Genomic DNA, 21,328 nt, shown 5'->3' with positions numbered 1-21,328 from the left:
TTGTCCTATTTCAGTAGCTTCATTTGAATCTCAGTCCTGTATTAAAGATTCAAGTAGCTTAAAAGGTTGGAACCTCTGATTCCAACCTCTTTCATTATTTCCAGGTCAATACAGCATTCAAACCATAGTGGTCACTGACTTGTGGACCATTTTGGCCATCAAAAACTACATGCAAACTTTCCACTTCTAAGTCTTTTGTCGTAAAGACATAGTCGATTCGTAGTGATTCGGTATTGCCTTTCCAGCCATCAATTTCTGGTGGAACGGTATAGCTACCACTTCTTTCTTTCGCAACTTCAAACGCGTCTTGTAATCCTAATGGGCTAGCTAAAATCGCTTGATAGCCTTCCTGACCAGCTGGGTTGTTGAAATCTCCAGCTAAAATCAGAGGTTTGTTTAACTCTTTTAATACAGCCTCAAATCGTGCCCATTCTTCTTGGAAACCTTTATCCCACCAAGAGAGATGGACACTTGCAAGAGCAAGTTCCTTGCCTTCAACCTCTGTCTCAGTTAAGACAACACGGCGAGTATGGTAGTCCGTTGGATCATCTACATCTGATACTAAAATCTCACGCGCCTTAATAGGTGTTTTGGATAAGATAGCTACACCTTCATGGTAGCGGTCATAGCCAATATGATTATAAGCCCAAGTCCAGTAGTAGTTTTTCCCTTTCTCAGCCAATTTTTCAACCAGAAGTCGTACATAGTGATCCTGATGAATAGGTTCTGCTGATGGCAAAGCTTGATAGTGATTGTTAACCTCTACCTCCGGCGAAGTCATTTCTTGATTAATTTCTTGAAAACAGATCAAATCATAATCTTTGTCAAGAATATCTTGGAGCAAGAGCTGGAATTTTTCCTCTGCTTCTTTTTCCATCCAACTATGAGTATTGAGTGTTAAAAATTTCATGCTTTTCTCCTAAAACAAGAGGTTGGAAAACAGCTTCCAACCTCGAGTATATTACAATTCTACTTTAGCAACTGCTGTTTTAGCTGCAAGAGAACCTGTTTGTTCTAATTTAACTGATTTGATAGCATCACCATTTGTAAAGACAACCACTGTTGATGTTTCACGACCTGCTGCACGGATAGCATCCAAGTCAGCTGTAACAAGAAGATCACCTGCTGCAACCTTTTGTCCTTCAGAAACGTGAACAGTAAATGGTTTTCCTTCAAGGCTTACAGTATCCAAACCAATATGAACAAGTACTTCAAGACCTGATTCAGTAACAAGTCCAAGTGCATGTTTTGTTGGGAAGATACTTGATACAGTACCTGTAACTGGAGATACAATGTTTCCATTTGCTGGTTCTACTGCAAAACCATCACCCATCATTTTTTGAGCAAAGACTGGATCTTTCACTTGTTCCAAGGCAATAACTTGACCGTCAGCTACTGAGTAAACTTCCTCAGTTACACCTTTAAAATGTACAGTATTTTTTTGAGCTTCTGTCATTTGGCTTGGAAGAGTTTCAGGAATTACTTCACCTGAGTCAAGGATGTCTTGGATATCAGATTTCAATACGTCAGCTTTTGGTCCGTAGATAGCTTGGACACCTTGTCCTTTCATGACAAGACCCATAGCGCCTTCTGCTTTCCATTGTTCCTCAGTACCAACACGATCTGCATCCTTAACAGTTACACGAAGACGAGTCATACATGCATCTACATCTACGATGTTTGCACGACCACCAAGAAGGTTAATGATATTTACAGCTTGAGAAGCTGCTGCAACTTTTGTTTCTCCTGGAGTTGCATCTTCTGATGCTCCTTCAGCAGTTTCATAGTTTCCGTTACGTCCTGGAGTTGCATAGTTGAATTTCTTAATCATGAAGTTGGCAATGAAGTACATGATGACTGCAAAGAGGACAGTTACCCAGATAAAGTTAATGATATCCATACCAAGACCAGCGTTGATAGCTAGCGGAGTACGAGTCAAGAATTCAATTGAACCGAATGAGTGCACACGAAGGTGAACAATATCAGCCATAGCGAAGGCAGCACCTTGAACAACAGAATATACAAGATAAAGAGGTGTTGCAACAAACATGAACATGTATTCGATTGGTTCAGTAACCCCTGTCAAGAAAGTTGCAAGAGCTGTTGCAATCATCATTCCTTTGTATTGGTGTTTCTTGTCTGCTTCAACATTGCGGTAGATAGCAACGATGACACCCATCAAGATACCGAATGAACCGATCATTTGACCAACTTTGAAACGAGCTGGGTGAACAGTATCTAACAAGTGTTGGTATTGACTAGCATCAGTACCTTTAAGGTTTACAAGGTCTGTTACCCATGCAAGCCATAGTGGGTCTTGACCGAATACTTGAGTACCTTTAGCTGCACCAGTTAAAATGTCATAAGTACCACCAAGAGCTGTATAGTTCATTGGGATAGTCAACATGTGGTGAAGACCAAATGGCAAGAGCAAACGTTCCAAAGTACCATACAAGAATGGTGCAAGAACAGGTGCTGTTTCTTGTGAATTGGCAATCCAGATACCAAAGTTGTTGATACCTGTTTGAACAACTGGCCAGAAAGCTGCAAGTACAATTGCTGCAATAGCTGAACGAAGGATGACAACGAATGGTACGAAGCGTTTCCCATTGAAGAATGAAAGCGCATCAGGAAGTTTACGGTAGTTGTAGTATTTGTTAAAGGCAGTTGCCCCTACAAAACCAGAGATAATCCCTACAAAAACACCCATGTTCAATGCTGGTGCTTCAAGAACACTGATGAAGTAATCAGAAACTTTGATTGAGCCTCCAAAGAGGGTAGTGACCATAGCCTCAGGGTTTTTCAGCATATCACTTGTAACTCCAAAGATAGTACCAGTGATACGGTTGATTAAGATAAAGGCAAGTCCTGCTGCAAATGCACCGCCTGCACGTTCTTTAGCCCAGCTACCACCGATAGCAAGAGCAAACAAAATATGAAGGTTACCGATAACTCCCCAACCGATTTGCTCAAGAATTCCACCTGTAATAACAAGTGGGGCAAGATTTGGGTCAATCAATGCAAGCGACTTACCGATTGAAATCATCAATCCAGCCGCTGGCATAACAGCGATAACCACCATCAATGCCTTACCGAATTTTTGCCAAAATTCGAAAGACAAGACATTTTTGAATGTATCTTTCATCATTCAAATCTCCTTTATATTTTTTAGGCAAACGTTTTACGAAAACGTTTGCACTTATTTATAATTCAATTATACCACTTTATTTTTTTTTGTAAAGGCTTTTATAAAAAAATTGTCTACTTTTTTTAATTTTTAGAAGAAAAAAGAGAAGTTTACGAAAACTTCTCTTTTAAAAATGTATCATTTTTCTGATTTGTTCTGCAATTTGCATTTATATCCAATTAGATTTTCAAGAATCGACGCATCGAAATTCCTGAACCAATTGAACCAATGAAAATTCCGATTACAAATAGTAGAACTGTCATCAAAGGGACAAACACATCTGGCGTAATCATTGATAAGTTTTGACCTACCAAGGATTTATTGACCGATTGATAAACGATATTGTAAACAAAGAATACAAGAACTGAGGGAATCGCTGCGCCAAGCAAGCCAATAAAAGCACCTTCTAGCAAGAATGGGCCACGGATATAACCATTTCTCGCTCCAACAAGACGCATGATCTGAATCTCACGACTACGTGAAATAATGGTAATACGGATGGTATTGGAAATGAGGAAGACTGCGATAAAAATCAAGAGTCCTGCAATAACCAATCCCCAAACACGGATAAAGGAAGCCAGTTCGAAAAGTCGTTGAGTGTTGGCTCCACCATCTTGAACTTCTGATACTCCCTCAATTTTCTTCGCTTCTTCAGCTACTGTTTTAACATCACTTGGAGAATTTGTATCGACGATATAGGCATCATAGAGAGGATTTGCATCCCCTTCAAAGACCTTCCAATCGTCACCCATGGTTTCCGTCAGTTTCTCGTATTGTTCTTCTTTACTTGAGAAGGTAACACTTTTTACAGCAGGCATCGCCTTCAAAGCATCATAGACCTTGTGGTAGTCATTATTGGTAACTGTCTGACCTTCTTTTTCAATCGTTTCACTGTTATCTGCTACATCCTTACGAATGTAGACCATAACACGAACGTTGTTTTCAATATCGGTAGCCAGTTTTGCTGTATTAAAAATTACAGATGCAAACAAGGCAACGAGTGTTAAGGTAATCATAACCGAACTCACTGCTGCTACTGTCATCCAGCCATTTCGTTTTAAACTTTTTAATGATTCAAATAAATGGCGAAAAAATCTACTAATCATCGTATCCATATTCTCCTTTAGCTTCGTCACGAACGACACGGCCATTTTCAATGGCAATGACACGGTGGCGCAAGGTATTTACGATTTGGCTGTTGTGGGTCGCCATCAAAACAGTTGTACCTTGAAGATTGATGCGTTCCAACAGATTCATAATTTCCCACGAATTATCTGGGTCCAAGTTTCCTGTTGGTTCATCAGCAATCAATACTTTAGGATTGTTTACAATCGCACGGGCAATCGCAATCCGTTGCTGTTCTCCACCTGAGAGTTCATTCGGGAAAGAACGAACCTTGTGTTTTAAACCTACTAGGTCCAATACTTCCATAACACGTTTTTTGATGTTACGGCGATTCTCTCCGATAACTTCCATTGCGTAGGCAATATTCTCATAAACCGTTTTCTTAGGCAAGAGTTTGTAATCTTGAAAGACAACCCCGACACTACGACGTAGAAGCGGGATATCTTTCTTCTTGATTTTAACTAGATTAAAGCCTGCAACTGATAGGCTTCCTTTTTCGATCTTTACTTCTCGGTATAAAGCTCGAATAAAGGTTGACTTACCTGCCCCAGAAGGTCCTACGATATAGGCAAACTCTCCTGGTTCAATGGTAACAGAGACACCACGCAGGGCAGTCGTTCCATTGTCATACTTTTTGACAACATCTCTCATTTCAATGATTGACATATGAGTTCCTTTCTTTCTTAGCTAATTCGCCACTTGAGGTAGGCATCGATGAAACCATCAAGGTCTCCATCCATAACCTTATCTACTTGGGAAACTTCAAAGCTTGTACGGTGATCTTTTACCATAGTATAAGGTGTGAAGACATAAGAACGAATCTGACTTCCCCATGTAATTTCTTTTTTCTCACCTTTGAGGGAATCAACTTCCGCAGCTTTCTTTTCTTGCTCCATCTGATAGAGTTTAGCCTGCAACATCTTCATGGCACGATCTCTATTTCCATACTGGGTACGATCGACCGTTGATTGGACGACAGTTCCCGTAGGAATGTGTGTCAAACGCACACCTGTTGAAACTTTATTGACGTTTTGTCCACCAGCACCACCTGAACGGAAGGTATCCATTTTGATATCATCTTCACGAATTTCCACTTCGATAGTATCATCCAGCTCAGGCATAACCTCTACGGATGTAAATGAAGTATGGCGACGTTTGGCAGAGTCAAATGGTGAAATACGGACCAAACGGTGAACACCCATTTCTGATTTAAGTAGGCCGTATGCATTGGGACCTTCAAAAGACAAGGTCACAGATTTGATACCCGCTTCATCACCAGCCTGGTAATCCAAGACTTCTACTTTAAAGCCTTTGGCATTTCCATAACGAGTGTACATCCTGAGCAACATATCGCCCCAGTCCTGAGCCTCAGTACCACCAGATCCTGGATGAATTTCCAAGATGGCATTATTATGGTCATAAGGTTCTGACAAGAGAAGAGTCATCTCGTAGTTGGTCATCATCTTATCCAGTTCTGTCAACTGTTCGACCAGTTCATCATGGACTGACTCGTCTTCTGCTAAAAAGTCCAACAAAATCTCAACTTCATCCTGCAACTCTTCCATTTTACGGAAGGTGTTGTAGGTGTGTTTTAATTCATTTAATTCTTGCGACGTTTTTTGGGCCGCGATATTATCGTTCCAAAAATCAGGTTCTGTCATCTTGTTTTCCAAGATGGCAATCTCTTCCTCTAAGCCTTCGAGGTCAAAGAGACCCCCTAAAAGAAGCTAATTTTTCACGATTTGCGTCAATTTTTTGACGAATTTCTGAAATGTCCATAGATACTCCTTTTCATATCGTTTTATTATACCATAATCTCTCATTTCTTTCCATATTTTGCTTTTCACCGCTTTTGATGGCAGAAGAAAAGAGGCTATAAAGCCTCTTGTTTAAAGGACTTTAGCAGAGGTATGAGTAATCTCCTCCACTTGAATTCCTTCTTTTTCAAACTTATCCTTTAATGAAGTCAAATCGATTTTTCCATCAATTTGAACTTCGATGACGACCTTGCCATCCTTACGTGGAATGTTAACAGTATGGGAAATATTTAAATTCTCTTCTACAATTAGAGCTACAATTTTCCCCAGTACTCCGACTTTATTTTCTGTAATGAAACGAACACGAATACCCTCTTCTCCGTACCCGGCGATTTCCAAGAAAGCCTGAAAAACATCGCGATCTGTAATTACGCCGTAGACCTGATGATTGTCTACGACTGGTAATATCCCAATTTTATTTTTCAGCATCAGGTAGGTCGCATCTTCTAGACTTGCATAGCCAGAAACAGTCACGACATCTCGAATCATTACATCTTTTACTTTGGTTTTATTCAGAAGATAATTCATCTCATAGATAGAAAGACTGGTTGCTTTAGATGGGCTGGCTTCCGCAATGGTTCCTTCTGTTACCAATCCGACTAATTGATCGTTTTCGATAACAGGTAAACGGTGCAAACCTTGCTCGCGCATCAAATCTGCTGCGTGTGCTACAGTCGTATCTGGACTGATATAAACTACCTTACGGGTCATGAAATCTTTAACTGCCATGGGACTTCTCCTTCTATATTGCTACTTTTATTATACACTTTCTTAGAAAATCTATCAAACGCTTTCAGATCTTTTAAAGATTCTAAAAAAGCTAACCTCTTACAAAAAAGAGGTCTGATTTCGAGCTCTGTGAATGAGGCTTTAATAATCCTCATTCGGTTTTATTTCATCACTTAGGAAATTGCTACGCAATCTTTATCCGCCGACTAAAACAATCTACTGGTTCTGATGATTGCTACGCAATCTCTATCTGCCGACTAAAAAGGTCCCCCGGACTATAAGGGAATTGCTTGCGCAATCCTTATCTGCCGACTAAAACAATCCACTGGACTATAATGATGATTACTTCGTAATCTCCATCTGCAACCTAAACTAGTCTCCCAGACTAGAGGAGAATTGCTTACGCAATCCTTATCTGCCGACTAAAAAGGTCCCCCGGACCTTTTTAGCCACCTAGATATGCTTTTCTGACTTCTTCTGATGAGGCGAGTTCTTTTCCTGTTCCTGATAGGACAATCTTTCCTGTTTCAAGGACATAACCACGGTCAGAGATAGCGAGGGCCTTGTTAGCGTTCTGTTCAATTAGAAGAACTGTTGTTCCTTGCTTCTGAATATCTTGAATGATATCAAAAATTTCTTGTATAAAGATAGGGGCAAGTCCCATTGACGGCTCATCCAAGAGGAGGAGCTTAGGTGTAGACATGAGAGCGCGTCCCATAGCCAGCATCTGCTGTTCACCGCCTGAAAGAGTTGCCGCATCTTGGTTTTTGCGTTCTTCCAGACGAGGGAAACGTGAAAAGACTTTTTTCAAGTTGGCTTGATTTTCTTCACGATTTTTCTTTAAAAAGGCTCCCATTTCCAAGTTTTCCATAACAGTCAAACCTGGAAAAACATGGCGTCCCTCAGGAACTTGTGAAAGGCCACCTGCAACAATTTTTTGAGCTGGCAACTTTTGAATTTCTTTTCCTAAAAACTGAATTTTACCAGCACTTGGACGAACTAAACCTGAAAGGGTACGAAGAATGGTTGTTTTACCAGCACCATTGGCACCAATCAAGGAAACAACTTCACCTTCATTAACCTCGAAACTTACATCACGAACTGCTTGGATCATACCGTAATGCACAGAGAGGTTTTCAACTTTTAACATAGACATTAGGCTTCACCTCCTAGATAAGCTTCGATAACACGTTTATTCGTCTTAATTTCGTCAGGAGTTCCCTGAGCAATCAAACGACCATATTCAAGAACATAGATACGCTCAGTGACTTCCATAACTAAATTCATGTCGTGTTCGATGAGCATGATGGTAATTTTAAATTCATCTTTGATACGACGGATCAATTCTGTCAATTCAGCTGTTTCTTGAGGATTCATCCCAGCTGCAGGTTCATCCAAAAAGAGGATCTTAGGTTCAGTTGCCAGAGCACGAACGATTTCTAATCGACGTTGTTGGCCATAGGCCAGATTCTTGGCAAGAGTATCTGCGTCACCATCCAAATCAAAAATCTTCAGCAAGTCTAAAGCTTTGCTTTTTAATTCTTCCTCATTCTTATAGAAAGCAGGTAAGCGTAAGAAACTAGCTAGGACATGCTGTTTATGATGATTGCTAAACGCAATCAAAACATTTTCCAAAACTGTCAAGTCTTTGAACAAACGAATATTTTGGAAGGTACGACTGAGACCAAGTGAAGCAATCTTATAGGGAGTTTTCCCATTTAGGAGGTGACCATCTAGTGTCACAGTACCTTCGCTTGGTTCATAAACACCGGTCAAGAGATTGAAAAGGGTTGTTTTACCTGCCCCGTTTGGTCCAATCAGACCAACCAATTCTCCCTCGTTCAATTCAAGAGTGACATCTCCAACAGCTGTTAGACCGCCAAAATGTTTGGTTAACTGTTTAACTTCAAGTAGTGCCATTAGTTTTGTCCCTCCTTCTTAGATTTTTTAAAGAAACGTGATAGACTCAATTCCCATGTCCCAAGAAGTCCACCTGGTCTGAAAATCATGACCAATACAAGAGCCAAGGCGTAGATAATCATACGTACGCTAGCAACATCTTGAAGGAGCATATTTAAAATTCCTAAAACAATCGCTGAAACGATGGTACCAGTAATCGATCCAAGTCCACCAAATACAACGATAATCAACACATTGATGGAATTAATAAAGGTGTAATCTTTTGGCACAACAGATCCGATAAAACCAGCCTGAAGTGAACCAGCAATACTTGCTGTAATGGCCCCAAAGACAAAAGCGATAATCTTGATCTTTGTAGTGTTTACCCCAACGGATTCTGCAGCAATCTCATCCTCACGAACAGATAGAGTAGAGCGTCCGATTGGACTACGTAGGAAGTTGAGAGTTGCAATAGTTGTGATCACCACAAATAGATAAACCATTTGCCAGTTGGTAAAGTTTGGAATACCCAAGATACCAGCGGCACCATTGGTCAAACTGCCACCATTAATGATAAAGATACGGATGATTTCTGAAACACCTAGTGTTGCAACAGCCAGATAGTCACCCTTCAAGCGTAGAGTTGGAATCCCAACAAGCAAAGCAACTGCACCAGAAATCAAGGCACCCAAGACCATTGCTCCAAAGAAGGCACCATAGGTTGGTGATTTTGAACCAATAATCGCTGCTGCATAAGCCCCAATCGCCATAAAACCTGCATGACCGAGTGAGAATTGTCCTGAAAAACCAACGATTAAGTTCAGACCTACTGCAAGGATGATATTAATCCCAATTTGTTCTAAAATTTGAACATGGAATAGATTGAGAACACCAGCAGAAACCAGTACACTAATCAATCCATAACCCGCTAACAGAAGGAATAACCAGAGAATATTTACTTTAAGATTTGTCTTCATTGTTTACACCTTCTCTTTCACATTCTTACCAAGGATACCTGCAGGACGAATAATCAGAATCAAAAGCAAGATTCCATATACGATAGCATCACGGAAATCAGACATACCGAAGGCAGTAGCAAATGTTTCCAACAAACCAATTACAAATCCCCCTAGAGCTGCACCAGGAATAATCCCGATACCACCAAGTACGGCCGCAACGAATGATTTTAGACCTGGAGTCACGCCCATCAAAGGTTCAAGAGAGTTGTAGTAAAGGGCAATGAGGACACCTGCCGCACCGGCAAGGGCTGAACCCAAAGCAAAGGTAAAGCTGATTGTACGATTTACATTAATTCCCATCAATTGAGCTGCGTCACTATCAACTGATACCGCACGCATGGCTTTCCCCATTTTTGTTTTTTGGACAATCAATTGTAATAAAACCATCAATAGTACAGAAACTGCTAAAATCATCAATTGAACATTTGTCAAGCTAATTGGCCCCAAGTCAAAGCGGACTGTTTCAATTGCTTGAGGGAAGGCACGAGTATTGGCACCTACTAGATAAACCATTCCGTATTCCAGTAGGAAAGACACTCCGATGGCAGTAATCAATACAGCAATGCGTGTAGAGTGTCGCAAAGGACGGTAGGTAAGAAATTCAATCACAACACCAAGTAGTGCGGTTCCTGCCATTGAAATAATCAAAGCTAAAAAGAAATCCATTTGGAAGGAATTAATCAAAAAGTAACCAATAAAGGCACCTATCATATAGATATCACCGTGGGCGAAGTTGATGAGTTTGATAATTCCATAAACCATGGTATAACCCAAGGCCAAAAGTGCATAAACACTACCCAGAATTAAACCATTCACAAGTTGTTGGAGCATAGCATTCACTCTTTTCTATCGTTATTTTTTAGAAAATTTTCATCATTTTCACAAGTTCATAAACACCGAAACAGGGAGTGAGTCAAAGGCTCATTCCCTATTTCAACTACTATTCTAATGTTATGGTTTTACAACTTCTGCTGCTTCTACTTTACCATTGTTCATAGTCATCATGTAAGCAGTTTTCACTGTATTGTGGTCAGCATCAAAGCTTGTTTGACCAGTTACACCATCAAAATCTTTGGTTTTAGCAAGGTTGTCCTTGATTTCACCTGAGTTTTTAGCACCTTTTGCAGCATTTGCTACTAGGTAAACTGAGTCATAGGCCAAGGCTGAGAAGGTTGAAGGCTCTTCATTGTATTTAGCACGGTATGCTTCAAGGAAGGCTTTAGCTTTTTCAGAAACATCAACTGTAGTTGAGAATCCTGAGATGAAGTAAATGTTTGATGCTTTTTCAGCTGTTGCTTGTTGAACAAATTCTTCACCGTTAAATCCATCACCACCAACGATTGGTTTATCAATTCCCATACCACGGGCTTGATTTACGATTTTACCTGCTTCTGTGTAGTAGCCTGGGACAACGATAGCGTCAAACTCTTTCCCTTTCATTTTAGTAAGGGCTGCTTGGAAGTCTGTATCACCTGCTACAAACGTTTCATCTGCTACAATCTCACCCTTGTAGGTTTCACGGAAAGATTTAGCAATACCTTTAGCATAGTCACTAGCATTGTCAGTATAAAGAACAACCTTCTTAGCATTCAATTTGTTTGTCACATAGTTTGAAATAATCTTCCCTTGGAAGCTATCTTGGAATGTTCCGATAAATAGGTAATCTTGACCTTTAGTCAATCCATCTTGAGTAGCACTTGGTGAGATCAATGGCACTCCTGCTTTGGTAGCGTTAGCTACAGCTGCAGCAGTTGCACCAGATGTCGCAGGTCCTACAATAGCTGCCACTTTTGATTGGGTTACAAGGTTCGTTGTAACAGAAGCTGCTTCGGCAGTTTCTGACTTGTTGTCTTTGTCTACAACTTCGATTTGTTTTCCATCGATACCACCTGCTGCATTGATTTCATCAACGGCAAGTTGGGCCCCTTTTTGTTCAGAAGTACCATAGGCAGCTACAGCACCTGTTTCTTCAAAGTTAAAACCGATTTTGATAGTCTTTTCGTCTACTGGGTTACCAGTTGTATTTGACGCTCCTGACTTGACCTCTCCACAGGCAGCGAGAAGAGCTACGCTAGCAAGAGCCACAAAAGATAGGGCAAATTTTTTCTTCATTTTTAATCTCCTTATAGTTGTTTCAAAAATAGTATGTTAAGAATATACCGAATTATCAGAAAATTGTCAACCTTTTTATTCACTTTTTTAAATGATAACGTTTTCTTCATTTCGATAGAGATTGCCAACAAAAGGAGTTTCTAACTCTTGAATGTGACACCGTCTAATTTTCTTGATATATCTTTCCTTACCTAATCTCTCAACTAAGTCATCTAGCTCCTCAGTTGGAACATAGAGCTGCAAGTAACGATGTTTTTTGGAATGGTAACAGATATCACCGTATTCCTGAAGTTTTTTTGCATCTCGATTATAGTAAAGATAGATGATTAATCCTGAACGATTGACCTTTTCAAACATGGTGAATCCTCTTTCTAAGAAATCTTCTCCTAATTATATCAAAAAAAGCAAACTCCGTCGAGTTTGCTTTCTAGGTTGCTTAGCTCAAAGAATTGTTAGCCATGATTTCATCAATGAAGCCATATTCGAGCGTTTCTTGGGCACTCATCCAGTAATCACGTTCTGCATCTGCATGAATTTGCTCAACTGTTTTACCAGAGTTATCTGCAAGAATTTGCTCCAAAGTCTTACGAGTTTTGAGCAAGTGTTCTGCAGCAATTGCCATATCTGTTTGTTGGGTACCACCACCTGTGCCACCCATTGGTTGGTGAATCATGTACTCTGCATTTGGAAGCATGAAACGTTTGCCTTTTGCGCCACTTGATGCAATGACAGTCCCCATGGATGCAGCCATCCCCATAACGATTGTTTGGACATCTGCCTTGATAAAGTTCATGGTATCAACGATTGCCAAACCAGCTGAAACAGAGCCTCCAGGTGTGTTGACATAAAGGTAAATATCCTTTGTGCTGTCTTGGGCATCCAAGAAGAGCAACTGGGCGATAACGGAGTTAGCCATGTTATCTTCAACCGGACCTGTTAGCATGATGATGCGATCTTTCAGAAGACGAGAGTATATGTCATAGGAACGTTCTCCACGGCTTGTTTGTTCAATAACTACAGGAATCATTCATTTCTCCTTTTATGTTGAATTTTCTTAGTCTTACGACTCAATACAGAACTATTATATCTTTTTGGTCAAAAAAGGTCAAATTTAATTTATAACAAACATTAAATTTAGTATCAAAAATCACTTTTTCCAATTAGAAGGAGAAAAACCTACGTACTTAGTTCCCTTGTATTCTAAATGCTCTAATTTCCCAATAACATCCTGCTCATTTTTAGTCACAGTACATCGAAAACGAATCTCTTTACCACTTAATAAATCATTTATTTCTTGTTCAGAAAATTCATGATTACACCATTTACGTTTAAAACGAACATTCTCCCCATTCCAATCACCAGATACATACAGGTCATCATTATCTTCCATAGCTTTATTTACTAGTTCATCATAGGCTTCGGCAATATTTTCTTCCTCACCTAAAATTTCTTCCCAATCAAATCCCATATTAAATTTCTCTCTTCTCTAGGTTATTTCGTACCGAACAAGCGGTCTCCAGCATCTCCAAGACCTGGAACGATATAACCGTGTTCGTTCAAGCGTTCATCCAAGGCTGCTGTAAAGATTTCTACATCCGGGTGTGCTTCTTGGAGGGCTTTCACTCCTTCTGGAGCAGATACTAGGCAGACAAACTTGATATTTGAAGCGCCTCGTTTTTTAAGTGAATCTACTGCCAAGATTGCTGAACCACCCGTTGCCAACATTGGATCGACGACAAAGATTTGACGTTGGTCAATATCTTCAGGCAATTTCACCAAATACTCAACTGGTTGAAGTGTTTCTTCATCACGGTACATACCGATATGGCCAACTTTTGCTGCTGGAACCAAGCTCAAGAGCCCATCTACCATCCCGATACCTGCACGCAAGATTGGGACAATCGCCAATTTTTTACCAGCCAATTGTTTTTGAACGGTCTTTGTGATAGGTGTTTCGATTTCCACGTCTTCAAGTGGAAGATCACGAAGTACTTCATATCCCATCAACATTGCAATCTCATCTACTAGCTCACGAAAAGCTTTTGTAGAAGTATCTGTACGTCGCAAGATTGACAATTTGTGTTGAATGAGTGGATGATTAATGACTTCAATTTTTCCCATTTTCTGAGTTCCTTCTTTCAATTTATTCTTCTTATTATATCAAAAAACGGTTTAAAAAGCTTTCTAAACCATTTATTTTTATTAATTTTTAAATCAAATCTGCCTCTTGAAGAGCTGTCTGAACAGTCTCTAATGGTAAATGGGTCAACTCGGTCCCTTTTTCTTGATAGAGGTACTGGGCATAGTCATCCATTCGGTACTGGTTGATATAAACCACGCGCTTGCAACCAACTTGAAGCAGTTGTTTGGTGCAGTTGAGACAAGGGAAATGGGTCACATAGGCTGTAAATCCTCTAGGAACCCCTCGTTCAGCCCCCTGGAGAATAGCATTGACCTCAGCGTGAAGGGTACGGACACAGTGACCTTCAATGACTAAACATTCGTGATCGATACAGTGCTCTGTTCCTGATACGGAACCATTGTAGCCTGTTGAAATCACCTTATTATCCTTGACTAGGACAGCTCCCACCTTGGCACGTTTGCAGGTAGAACGATTGGCAATTAATAGGGCCTGGGCTGCAAAGTACTCATCCCAAGCCAGTCTTTTTTCTTTCATAATTCTTCTCCTCGTCTTTTATTTTTTGAAAAATGGCAAGCGTAGATCAGCAATCTTTTCAGCTGGAACCTTCATGCCATCCTTGATCCATTTGAGCAAAACCGATACGATGGCAGAACTCCAAAAGGCATGAAGGTAGCTGCTAACGCCTTTTGATTTTCCGTGGTATTTTTCCAGAAATTCCTGCATGGCTTGGACGAGAATCTTTTCCAAGTGGTAGTCCAGAGCAAGTTGGATAACCCTGGCTTCTTTCTTGGCTGCGCGGAAAAGGTGTACCCAGACCAGATAAAGATCGGTTTTGACATCGTAGTGGCTCAACTGTTCCATAATGTTATGGACACTGCGTTTAAAAACGCTTTCCAAAATCTCTTCTTTGGAGTCATAGTTGCGATAGAAGGCGGCACGAGAGACTCCCGCCCTTTTGACCAGCTCCGAAATGCTGATCTTAGCCAAATCTTTTTTTTCTAGAAGTTGCAAAAGAGCCGTCTCGATTGCTTCTCTGGTTAAAAAATTGGATTCTTGATTTGATTTTCTGAGATTTTCAAGAGATTTTTCAGACATTCTACGTTCAGACATAACAATTTCTTTCTACTTGTGACAACAGAGAGGTGGTACTTTTGTTTCAAGGGCTTTCATGATATAATTGTAAAAAAAGACAGAATCTTTGTCAATGTATAAGTGACAAAGATGGAGAATTTCTATGACTTGGAAGATTGTAGCTGACTCGGGTTGTGATTATCGTCAACTGGCAACTCCTGCTATTGATACTGAATTTGTTAGTGTTCCTTTAACCATTCAAGTAGCTGATCAGGTCTTTATCGATGATGCCAATCTTGACATTGACCACATGATGCAAACTATGTATGCAACTTCTGAGGCTTCAAAATCAGCTTGTCCTAGCCCTGATGACTACTTGCGTGCATTTGAAGGTGCTAAGCATATCTTTGTCGTTACTATCACTGGTACTCTTTCAGGTAGCCATAATAGTGCACAGCTCGCTAAGAATATCTACCTTGAAGAACACCCTGACACTCAGATTCATGTGATTGATAGTTTATCTGCTGGTGGGGAAGTTGACCTAATTGTAGAAAAAATCAATGACTTGATTGATCAAGGACTTTCTTTTGAGGAAATTGTTGAAGCTATTACAGCTTACCAAGAAAAAACCAAGTTGCTCTTTGTCCTTGCTAAGGTCGATAACTTGGTAAAAAATGGCCGTTTGAGTAAGCTGATCGGTACAGTCGTTGGCCTTCTCAACATTCGTATGGTCGGGGAAGCAAGTGAAACTGGAACCTTAGAACTGCTCCAGAAAGCGCGTGGACCAAAAAAATCCCTTCAAGCAGCCTATGAAGAGCTCATCAAGGCTGGCTATGCTGGTGGTCGAATTGTCATGGCTCATCGCAGCAATGAAAAATTCTGTCAGCAATTGTCGGAACGCTTGCTGGAAACCTTCCCTCAAGCCAATATCAAAATCATTCCAACATCTGGTCTCTGCAGTTTCTATGCAGAAGATGGCGGTTTGTTGATGGGATATGAAATCAACTAAGATCATGAGCAACAAGAGATGCCAAGCATCTCTTGTTTTTTGTGGTACAATAGAGCTATGAAACATTTTGATACTATTGTAATCGGTGGAGGTCCTGCTGGCATGATGGCTACGATTTCCAGTAGCTTTTATGGTCAGAAAACTCTTCTCATCGAAAAAAATCGGAAACTGGGTAAAAAATTGGCTGGTACAGGCGGCGGTCGTTGTAATGTGACCAACAATGGAACTTTAGATGACCTAATGTCTGGAATTCCTGGTAACGGGCGCTTTTTATACAGTGTATTTTCCCAGTTTGATAACCACGATATCATCAATTTTTTTGCAGAAAATGGTGTTAAACTTAAGGTCGAGGACCACGGACGCGTCTTTCCTGCTAGTGACAAGTCTCGGACCATTATCGAGACGCTAGAAAAGAAAATCACTGAGCTCGGTGGTCAAGTTGCTACTCAAACGGAAATTGTTTCGGTTAAAAAGATAGACGACCAGTTTATCCTCAAGTCCGCAGACCAAAGCTTCACTTGTGATAAACTGATTGTCACAACAGGTGGTAAATCCTATCCTTCTACTGGTTCGACTGGTTTTGGACATGAAATCGCCCGTCATTTCAAACATACCATTACCGAGCTTGAAGCTGCTGAGAGTCCTTTGTTGACTGATTTTCCACACAAAGCGCTTCAGGGGATTTCGCTTGACGATGTGACCTTAAGTTATGGTAAGCATGTCATCACCCACGATCTGCTCTTTACCCACTTTGGTTTGTCAGGACCTGCTGCCCTACGCATGTCTAGTTTTGTCAAGGGTGGGGAAGTTCTCTCACTGGATGTTTTGCCTCAACTTTCTGAGAAAGACTTGGCTGCATTTCTAGAAAAAAATCGGGAAAAATCCTTGAAAAATGCTTTAAAAACCTTGTTGCCAGAACGCTTGGCAGAATTTTTTGTTCAAGAATATCCTGACAAAGTTAAACAGCTAACTGAAAAGGAACGCGAACAACTTCTCCAGTCCATCAAAGCCCTCAAAATTCCTGTGACTGGCAAAATGTCCCTTGCTAAGTCCTTTGTCACCAAAGGCGGTGTCAGTCTCAAAGAAATAAATCCTAAAACTCTGGAAAGCAAACTCGTTCCTGGCCTCCACTTTGCTGGCGAGGTACTGGATATCAATGCCCACACAGGCGGCTTTAACATTACTTCTGCCCTCTGTACTGGCTGGGTGGCAGGAAGTCTGCATTATGATTAAAGATCAAAGGTTGTGAAAAATGAACAGAAGAGAAACAGTCGAATTTGTCAACATGTGTATGATTCAAAACGGAGACAAGGTTCTGGTTCAAGATCGAGTTAGTCCCGACTGGCCTGGTATTACTTTTCCTGGCGGGCATGTTGAACGTGGCGAATCCTTTGTCGATGCTGTCATTCGTGAAGTGAAAGAAGAAACTGGTCTGACCATTTCCAAACCCCAACTCTGTGGTATTAAAGACTGGTATGACGACGAGGATTACCGTTACGTCGTTCTATTTTACAAGACCGAACACTTTACTGGTGAGCTCCAATCTTCAGACGAAGGAAAGGTATGGTGGGAAGATTTTGAAAATCTATCTCGTCTAAAACTGGCAACCGATGATATGTCCGATATGCTTCGTGTATTTGTAGAGGAAGATCTCAGTGAATTCTTTTACTACAAAGACGGCGAAGACTGGCTTTATGATTTGAAGTAACAGAAAATCGGCAGAGAGTTCTCTGCCGATTATTTTATTTTCTCTGTTTTTCAACATAGTGAGCAATCACATCTGCTGTGTATTGGGCTGTACCAGGCCCAAATTTGTCAATGTTTTCCTTAAACTCTGGATTATAGACATAGCCTTGACCGATATGTCCAAACACTTCTAAGGAACAGTCAAATCCATAAGTTCGGATAGCTTGTAAGAGCTTGCCAGCTTCTTCTTGGTTTTCGGCTGCTGTTACTGGCAAACTAGCTTGAAGATTTTGTGCCAAAGTTTGAAAGACTTGGTTAAAAGTAGCCGTAGACTCATCTTCGCGACCTTCTTGACGCTCGAGGGCTTGATCCATGACTTCTTGACCATATTTCTCTACCGCTTCTTGGTGGTATTTTTGATTGTCTTGATAGCTGAATCCAGTGAATTTTTCCTGAAGGGTCATATTTATTTCTCCTTTTTGATCTTGAATGGTTTTTTGCAAGGTGGAAATCAAGGTATCCAATCGTTCTCTTTCTCGAGTCAGATAGTCCAATTGTCTAGTCAAATGAGGTAACAAGTCTGACTTTTCTTCTTTTAGTAGCTCTGCTATTTTCTCCAAAGAAAAACCAAGATACTTATAGTAGAGAATAACTTGTAGGCGCTCCAAATCTTCCTGACTATAGGATCGATAGCCGTTTTCCGACTTTAAAGGGACTAAAAGTCCGATTTTATCGTAGTGGTGCAGGGTCTTGACAGAGACTCCTGAAAGCTGCGCAGCTTCTTTGATATGATACATGATTTCCTCCTTACATGGATAGTATAAACCCTTCCCTTAGGTCGGAGTCAAGTGTTTTTTTTAAAAAATTTTAAACCAAGACAGGATAACCAGCCTAAGCACTAATCTGCCTTTAAAGCTATCAGACTTACTATATGACAACTAGCATCACTCATAGTAAAAAGACTTGAGAATCAACCTCAAGTCCTTTCTTTTTATGGATGACTAACAATCAATTCCAAGCCTTGCCCTTCTAGGGTCCAAGCTTCAACATCACTTGGTAGGATAAAGTGACTACCTTTTTGGATTGGATAGTTTTTCCCGTCAACAGTCAGTTGACCCTGACCAGCCAAGACACTCAACAAGCTGTAGTCAGCTGTCTTTTCAAAATCAACTTTTCCAGTGATTTCCCACTTATAAACCGCAAAGAAATCATTGGACACAAGAAGAGTTGAACGCAAATCATCAGCTTTGATAGTTACAGGACGGCTATTGGCAGGCTCACCAATGTTCAAAACATCGATAGATTTTTCAAGGTGAAGTTCACGCAAGTTGCCCTTGTCGTCCTTGCGGTCAAAGTCATAAACACGGTAGGTGGTATCGCTAGACTGCTGGGTTTCAAGAATCAAGATACCCGCCCCGATAGCGTGCATGGTACCACTTGGTACATAGAAGAAATCTCCTGCTTTAACTGGAACTTTTGTCAGCAAGGTATCCCAGTTTTTATCTTCGATTTGCTGGCGAAGTTCTTCTTTAGACTTGGCATTATGGCCATAGATAATCTCTGAACCTTCGTCTGCTGCGATGATGTACCAGCACTCTGTTTTTCCGAGCTCACCTTCGTGCTCTAGTCCATAGGTATCGTCTGGGTGAACTTGGACACTGAGCCAATCGTTGGCATCGAGAATCTTGGTCAATAGCGGAAACACAGGCTCTGGACGGTTGCCAAACAATTCACGGTGTTCTGCATACAATGTAGCCAGGTCTGTACCCTCAAAGCGCCCATTAGCGACCTTTGAAACACCATTTGGGTGTGCTGAGATAGCCCAGTATTCTCCGATTTTTTCACTTGGGATATCGTAGCCAAACTCATCACGTAGCTTGGTTCCACCCCAGATTTTTTCTTGCATAACTGATTGTAAAAATAATGGTTCTGACATCTTATTCTCCTGTCTGTTTTTCTCACCTCATTATAGCAAAAAGCTAGATCTAATTGAACTCTTTTTCACATCTTATAAAGTAGGGAGAAGATTTTATAAAAATAGTGAATAAATGTGCTCTACTTAATACTTGCACCATTGCTGGCAATGACATCCTTGTACCAGTAGAAGGATTTCTTCTTGCTCCGTTTGAGACTTCCTTGACCTGCATTATCACGATCCACATAGATAAAACCATAGCGCTTGTTCATTTCGCCTGTTCCAGCTGAAACCAGATCTATACAACCCCAAGTCGTATAACCAAGCAATTCAACGCCATCTTGGTAAATAGCATCTCGCATAGCCTTGATGTGGGCCTCTAAGTAAGCAATCCGATAGTCATCCGCTACATAGCCATTTTCATCTGGCGTATCCATAGCGCCGAGTCCATTTTCTACGATGAACATGGGTTTTTGATAACGATCCCAGATGGCATTAAGAGTGATACGAAGCCCCAGTGGGTCAATCTGCCAACCCCATTCTGAGAATTCCAGATAAGGGTTTTTGATAGAGGCAAAGACATTTCCAGCAGTCAGGTTTGTCACTTCTGGATCGCCCGAAGCCACTCGGCTCGCATAATAAGAGAAGGAAACAAAGTCAACAGTGTGATTCTTTAGCAAGTCCAAATCTTCTATCGTCATTTCAATTTCTATCCCCTCACGCTCCCACTGCTTCTTGGCATAGTTTGGGTATTCCCCACGCGCTTGAACATCAATGAAAAAGTAACTCTTACGGTCTTCTTCCATGGCTGCCCAGTAGTCTCTCGGATGGGCTGTGTTAGGATAATATTGCCCTGCTGCCAACATACATCCCACCTTGTTTTCTGGGTCAATTTCGTGGGCAATTTTAGTCGCCATAGCCGAGGCTACCAGCTCATGGTGAGCTGCTTGGTATTTGACTTGCTCTTGATTTTCCCCCTCTTCAAAACAGATCCCAGCTCCTAAAAAGGGGGCATGCAGAATCATATTGATTTCGTTGAAGGTGAGCCAGTACTTGACCAAGCCCTTGTAACGGGTAAAGAGGGTGCGACAGAGATTTGCGTAAAAGTCCAACATGCGACGATTGCGCCAACCACCGTACTCCCTAATTAAGTGCATGGGGCAATCGAAATGCGTGATGGTCACCAGAGGCTCAATCCCATACTTGTGGCACTCCTTAAACAAATTCTCATAAAAGGATAGACCAGCTTCATTTGGCTCTGCTTCGTCACCTTGAGGAAAAATCCGAGTCCAAGCAATGGAAAGTCGATAGGTTTTAAATCCCATTTCTGCAAAAAGAGCGATATCTTCCTTGTAATGATGGTACATATCAATAGCTTCTTTTGCTGGGTAAAAATAGCCCTCCTCAAAAGAAAACATCTTTTTCTGACCTGTGATAATGGCTTCACGGTCTGGACCAATCGGCACCACATCCACATTAGCAAGACCACGACCGTCCTGATTATAAGCACCCTCACATTGATTAGCCGCCGTTGCACCACCCCAGAGAAATCCTTCTGGAAATTGTAGTATTTCTATCATCACTTTACCTCGATTGATTTATTACTTCTATTATAC

General features: G+C 40.9%; 23 protein-coding genes. 3 read left to right on the top strand and 20 right to left on the bottom strand.

Translation table 11 applies throughout. The features are described 5' to 3' along the window. Positions 1 to 94: 94 nt before the first annotated feature. The 17 genes from ATE34_RS01935 to ATE34_RS01850 all read right to left on the bottom strand — a co-directional run bounded on the left by ATE34_RS01935 (position 95) and on the right by ATE34_RS01850 (position 15,141). Complete coding sequence (locus tag ATE34_RS01935) at positions 95 to 910, bottom strand: endonuclease/exonuclease/phosphatase family protein (protein WP_000670866.1); 816 nt, start codon at positions 908 to 910, stop codon at positions 95 to 97. Positions 911 to 961: 51 nt separating this feature from the next. Beyond that, entirely contained in the window at positions 962 to 3,148 is a 2,187-nt protein-coding gene (locus ATE34_RS01930) for a PTS transporter subunit IIBC (protein WP_000974084.1), read from the bottom strand. A 218-nt stretch (positions 3,149 to 3,366) separates the two neighbouring features. Continuing rightward, positions 3,367 to 4,293, bottom strand: coding sequence for a permease-like cell division protein FtsX (gene ftsX, locus ATE34_RS01925; protein ID WP_000625557.1), 927 nt, complete (start codon positions 4,291 to 4,293; stop codon positions 3,367 to 3,369). Beyond that, positions 4,286 to 4,978, bottom strand: coding sequence for a cell division ATP-binding protein FtsE (ftsE, locus tag ATE34_RS01920; protein ID WP_000022271.1), 693 nt, complete (start codon positions 4,976 to 4,978; stop codon positions 4,286 to 4,288). The genes ftsX and ftsE overlap by 8 nt, the downstream gene beginning before the upstream one ends. A 17-nt stretch (positions 4,979 to 4,995) precedes the next feature. Then, positions 4,996 to 6,091 (bottom strand): peptide chain release factor 2 gene (gene prfB, locus ATE34_RS01915; protein WP_142357476.1). Its coding sequence is split into 2 segments (ribosomal slippage): positions 4,996 to 6,018 and positions 6,020 to 6,091, totalling 1,095 coding nucleotides; the frame shifts between segments, so codons are not numbered across the junction. Positions 6,092 to 6,201: 110 nt separating this feature from the next. After that, complete coding sequence (locus ATE34_RS01905) at positions 6,202 to 6,858, bottom strand: CBS domain-containing protein (RefSeq protein ID WP_084910855.1); 657 nt, start codon at positions 6,856 to 6,858, stop codon at positions 6,202 to 6,204. Between the two features lie 445 nt (positions 6,859 to 7,303). Continuing rightward, the gene (locus ATE34_RS01900) at positions 7,304 to 8,014 is read right to left on the bottom strand and encodes an ABC transporter ATP-binding protein (protein ID WP_000062209.1); all 711 of its coding nucleotides are present in this window, start codon (positions 8,012 to 8,014) and stop codon (positions 7,304 to 7,306) included. Continuing rightward, on the bottom strand, positions 8,014 to 8,778 hold the full coding sequence (locus ATE34_RS01895; RefSeq protein ID WP_001186016.1) for an ABC transporter ATP-binding protein: 765 nt from the start codon (positions 8,776 to 8,778) through the stop codon (positions 8,014 to 8,016). Before ATE34_RS01895 ends, ATE34_RS01900 begins: the two co-directional genes overlap by 1 nt. Beyond that, entirely contained in the window at positions 8,778 to 9,734 is a 957-nt protein-coding gene (locus tag ATE34_RS01890; protein WP_000856262.1) for a branched-chain amino acid ABC transporter permease, read from the bottom strand. Before ATE34_RS01890 ends, ATE34_RS01895 begins: the two co-directional genes overlap by 1 nt. A gap of 3 nt (positions 9,735 to 9,737) precedes the next feature. Beyond that, a complete protein-coding gene (locus ATE34_RS01885) occupies positions 9,738 to 10,607 on the bottom strand; it encodes a branched-chain amino acid ABC transporter permease (protein WP_084910853.1) in 870 nt (289 codons plus the stop codon). A gap of 120 nt (positions 10,608 to 10,727) precedes the next feature. Beyond that, positions 10,728 to 11,888 carry an ABC transporter substrate-binding protein gene (locus ATE34_RS01880; RefSeq protein ID WP_061597843.1) on the bottom strand — a complete coding sequence of 387 codons (1,161 nt, stop codon included), beginning with the start codon at positions 11,886 to 11,888 and terminating at the stop codon, positions 10,728 to 10,730. A gap of 87 nt (positions 11,889 to 11,975) precedes the next feature. Beyond that, complete coding sequence (locus ATE34_RS01875; RefSeq protein WP_061597844.1) at positions 11,976 to 12,245, bottom strand: YlbG family protein; 270 nt, start codon at positions 12,243 to 12,245, stop codon at positions 11,976 to 11,978. A 79-nt stretch (positions 12,246 to 12,324) separates the two neighbouring features. Beyond that, positions 12,325 to 12,915, bottom strand: a complete 591-nt coding sequence (gene clpP / locus ATE34_RS01870; protein WP_061597845.1) for an ATP-dependent Clp protease proteolytic subunit ClpP — start codon at positions 12,913 to 12,915, stop codon at positions 12,325 to 12,327. Positions 12,916 to 13,035: 120 nt separating this feature from the next. After that, positions 13,036 to 13,356, bottom strand: a complete 321-nt coding sequence (locus ATE34_RS01865; protein WP_049518960.1) for a hypothetical protein — start codon at positions 13,354 to 13,356, stop codon at positions 13,036 to 13,038. 23 nt (positions 13,357 to 13,379) lie between these two features. Next, entirely contained in the window at positions 13,380 to 14,009 is a 630-nt protein-coding gene (gene upp / locus ATE34_RS01860; protein WP_000515974.1) for a uracil phosphoribosyltransferase, read from the bottom strand. 88 nt (positions 14,010 to 14,097) lie between these two features. Next, the gene (locus ATE34_RS01855; protein WP_061597846.1) at positions 14,098 to 14,565 is read right to left on the bottom strand and encodes a deoxycytidylate deaminase; all 468 of its coding nucleotides are present in this window, start codon (positions 14,563 to 14,565) and stop codon (positions 14,098 to 14,100) included. Positions 14,566 to 14,583: 18 nt separating this feature from the next. Further along, positions 14,584 to 15,141: a TetR/AcrR family transcriptional regulator gene (locus ATE34_RS01850; protein WP_084910851.1), complete on the bottom strand. Its 558-nt coding sequence runs from the start codon at positions 15,139 to 15,141 to the stop codon at positions 14,584 to 14,586. Positions 15,142 to 15,265: 124 nt separating this feature from the next. Here ATE34_RS01850 and ATE34_RS01845 point away from each other — a divergent pair, with 124 nt between their 5' ends. From ATE34_RS01845 to ATE34_RS01835, 3 genes are read left to right on the top strand one after another with little or no spacing between them, the layout of a single operon-like run. Beyond that, positions 15,266 to 16,111 carry a DegV family protein gene (locus tag ATE34_RS01845; protein ID WP_061597848.1) on the top strand — a complete coding sequence of 282 codons (846 nt, stop codon included), beginning with the start codon at positions 15,266 to 15,268 and terminating at the stop codon, positions 16,109 to 16,111. Between the two features lie 57 nt (positions 16,112 to 16,168). Next, the gene (locus ATE34_RS01840; protein ID WP_061598067.1) at positions 16,169 to 17,344 is read left to right on the top strand and encodes a BaiN/RdsA family NAD(P)/FAD-dependent oxidoreductase; all 1,176 of its coding nucleotides are present in this window, start codon (positions 16,169 to 16,171) and stop codon (positions 17,342 to 17,344) included. Positions 17,345 to 17,363: 19 nt separating this feature from the next. Continuing rightward, entirely contained in the window at positions 17,364 to 17,819 is a 456-nt protein-coding gene (locus ATE34_RS01835) for an 8-oxo-dGTP diphosphatase (RefSeq protein WP_061597849.1), read from the top strand. Between the two features lie 34 nt (positions 17,820 to 17,853). Here the strand turns inward: ATE34_RS01835 and ATE34_RS01830 are convergent, their stop codons facing one another. From ATE34_RS01830 to ATE34_RS01820, 3 genes are all read right to left on the bottom strand, one after another. Beyond that, positions 17,854 to 18,594 carry a MerR family transcriptional regulator gene (locus tag ATE34_RS01830; protein ID WP_061597850.1) on the bottom strand — a complete coding sequence of 247 codons (741 nt, stop codon included), beginning with the start codon at positions 18,592 to 18,594 and terminating at the stop codon, positions 17,854 to 17,856. Positions 18,595 to 18,788: 194 nt separating this feature from the next. Continuing rightward, positions 18,789 to 19,733: a mannose-6-phosphate isomerase, class I gene (manA, locus tag ATE34_RS01825; protein WP_084910849.1), complete on the bottom strand. Its 945-nt coding sequence runs from the start codon at positions 19,731 to 19,733 to the stop codon at positions 18,789 to 18,791. A 119-nt stretch (positions 19,734 to 19,852) separates the two neighbouring features. Beyond that, positions 19,853 to 21,292, bottom strand: coding sequence for a 6-phospho-beta-glucosidase (locus ATE34_RS01820; RefSeq protein WP_084910847.1), 1,440 nt, complete (start codon positions 21,290 to 21,292; stop codon positions 19,853 to 19,855). Positions 21,293 to 21,328: the final 36 nt, after the last annotated feature.

The organism is Streptococcus oralis subsp. tigurinus (assembly GCF_002093545.1).
GTDB classification, from domain to species: domain Bacteria; phylum Bacillota; class Bacilli; order Lactobacillales; family Streptococcaceae; genus Streptococcus; species Streptococcus oralis_C.
This window is presented reverse-complemented; position numbering and strand designations above follow the sequence as displayed.

Excerpts from the sequence above, each read along its gene's own strand:
- ATE34_RS01935 (WP_000670866.1), bottom strand. The coding sequence starts at position 910 with ATGAAATTTTTAACACTCAATACTCATAGTTGGATGGAAAAAGAAGCA.
- ATE34_RS01930 (WP_000974084.1), bottom strand. The coding sequence starts at position 3,148 with ATGATGAAAGATACATTCAAAAATGTCTTGTCTTTCGAATTTTGGCAA.
- ftsX (WP_000625557.1), bottom strand. The coding sequence starts at position 4,293 with ATGATTAGTAGATTTTTTCGCCATTTATTTGAATCATTAAAAAGTTTA.
- ftsE (WP_000022271.1), bottom strand. The coding sequence starts at position 4,978 with ATGTCAATCATTGAAATGAGAGATGTTGTCAAAAAGTATGACAATGGA.
- ATE34_RS01905 (WP_084910855.1), bottom strand. The coding sequence starts at position 6,858 with ATGGCAGTTAAAGATTTCATGACCCGTAAGGTAGTTTATATCAGTCCA.
- ATE34_RS01900 (WP_000062209.1), bottom strand. The coding sequence starts at position 8,014 with ATGTCTATGTTAAAAGTTGAAAACCTCTCTGTGCATTACGGTATGATC.
- ATE34_RS01895 (WP_001186016.1), bottom strand. The coding sequence starts at position 8,778 with ATGGCACTACTTGAAGTTAAACAGTTAACCAAACATTTTGGCGGTCTA.
- ATE34_RS01890 (WP_000856262.1), bottom strand. The coding sequence starts at position 9,734 with ATGAAGACAAATCTTAAAGTAAATATTCTCTGGTTATTCCTTCTGTTA.
- ATE34_RS01885 (WP_084910853.1), bottom strand. The coding sequence starts at position 10,607 with ATGCTCCAACAACTTGTGAATGGTTTAATTCTGGGTAGTGTTTATGCA.
- ATE34_RS01880 (WP_061597843.1), bottom strand. The coding sequence starts at position 11,888 with ATGAAGAAAAAATTTGCCCTATCTTTTGTGGCTCTTGCTAGCGTAGCT.
- ATE34_RS01875 (WP_061597844.1), bottom strand. The coding sequence starts at position 12,245 with ATGTTTGAAAAGGTCAATCGTTCAGGATTAATCATCTATCTTTACTAT.
- clpP (WP_061597845.1), bottom strand. The coding sequence starts at position 12,915 with ATGATTCCTGTAGTTATTGAACAAACAAGCCGTGGAGAACGTTCCTAT.
- ATE34_RS01865 (WP_049518960.1), bottom strand. The coding sequence starts at position 13,356 with ATGGGATTTGATTGGGAAGAAATTTTAGGTGAGGAAGAAAATATTGCC.
- upp (WP_000515974.1), bottom strand. The coding sequence starts at position 14,009 with ATGGGAAAAATTGAAGTCATTAATCATCCACTCATTCAACACAAATTG.
- ATE34_RS01855 (WP_061597846.1), bottom strand. The coding sequence starts at position 14,565 with ATGAAAGAAAAAAGACTGGCTTGGGATGAGTACTTTGCAGCCCAGGCC.
- ATE34_RS01850 (WP_084910851.1), bottom strand. The coding sequence starts at position 15,141 with ATGTCTGAACGTAGAATGTCTGAAAAATCTCTTGAAAATCTCAGAAAA.
- ATE34_RS01845 (WP_061597848.1), top strand. The coding sequence starts at position 15,266 with ATGACTTGGAAGATTGTAGCTGACTCGGGTTGTGATTATCGTCAACTG.
- ATE34_RS01840 (WP_061598067.1), top strand. The coding sequence starts at position 16,169 with ATGAAACATTTTGATACTATTGTAATCGGTGGAGGTCCTGCTGGCATG.
- ATE34_RS01835 (WP_061597849.1), top strand. The coding sequence starts at position 17,364 with ATGAACAGAAGAGAAACAGTCGAATTTGTCAACATGTGTATGATTCAA.
- ATE34_RS01830 (WP_061597850.1), bottom strand. The coding sequence starts at position 18,594 with ATGTATCATATCAAAGAAGCTGCGCAGCTTTCAGGAGTCTCTGTCAAG.
- manA (WP_084910849.1), bottom strand. The coding sequence starts at position 19,733 with ATGTCAGAACCATTATTTTTACAATCAGTTATGCAAGAAAAAATCTGG.
- ATE34_RS01820 (WP_084910847.1), bottom strand. The coding sequence starts at position 21,292 with ATGATAGAAATACTACAATTTCCAGAAGGATTTCTCTGGGGTGGTGCA.